The organism is Pseudomonas sp. GD04058 (genome assembly GCF_029836855.1).
GTDB classification, from domain to species: Bacteria; Pseudomonadota; Gammaproteobacteria; order Pseudomonadales; family Pseudomonadaceae; genus Aquipseudomonas; species Aquipseudomonas bharatica.
Map to the genome: position 1 here is coordinate 1 of NZ_JAOECN010000097.1, position 977 is coordinate 977.

Annotated in this window: 1 protein-coding gene; it reads right to left on the reverse strand. The window is 55.9% G+C overall.

The annotated features are described in order from the left end of the window. Positions 1-288 precede the first annotated feature (288 nt). Positions 289-977: hypothetical protein (locus N7650_RS27875; RefSeq protein ID WP_279900907.1), on the reverse strand; the 689-nt coding region annotated here is incomplete at its 5' end.

Sequence of the window (977 nt, forward strand, 5' to 3'; positions counted from 1 at the left end):
TAGCACGTAGTGGCCGGTCGTGGGCTCGAACAGCTCGCCGTTGAAACCGAGCACGGTTTTTGGCGTATGCATGATGCTCTGGCCTTGTATTGTCATGGTCCATTGTCTGAAATGGAGAATGGCCCAAGCGTATAACAGCGTGGCTGCGTCCATAACTGGCAGAACTATCAGGTATGGCCTGAGAGGAAAAAGGTGGGGCCGCATAGCGGCCCCACCTCGGTTCAGCTTGACCGACGCACCAGAACACCGGCAGTACCACCCTGCCGTACCTCTTCTCGATGGAAGTCCCTAGTTCTTGCGAATTCTTTTACGATTCGCCTCAGTAAACCCATCGTGCAATCTTTTATAGAAATGCGCTTTATCAATAGCGCCTTCATTCATCGCTTGTTTTCTCAGAGCCTCGATCTGCCTTTGTCCAATTTTTGGAGCTAGCTCCCGTGTGGCGTACCGGAGCCTTTTCTCGCCTGGGCGCCGCATCAATTGCCAGCGCAGCTCCGCTAAAACGGGAAGTCTGTGGAACTTCTCTGTGGACAGGCGAACGATACCCTCTGCGTCGTGAGAGGGAACCATGCGTTCAATCTCCGTCTTGACGCGCTTGTAATCGACATCGTGATGATCACGTGCCACGACGACCCCAGATGGGCCTGCGCGTCCCGCGGGAGTGGGCAACGCTGAGTTCGATGGATAAGGTTGGCGCGAAGGAGACGTCGGACGTAAAGGCGAAGCGGGAGCCGGGGCAAGGCCTGTCGGTGAACTCCCCACAACCGCGGCCGGTATCGTCGGTGATGGACCTCCGAAGTTCGCGAAGTATTGGAAGGCTTTCATATTCGTCGAAACAAGGCTGCCGGGCGGAATGTAATCAGGGCTCAAAGGCGGCAACGTGAGCTTGCCCTTCACCAGTATCGGGCTCGGTAACGGCATATGACCGGTAGGATCGGCAGCATTGACCGGATCCCCCTTGCAATAAGCATAGGCAT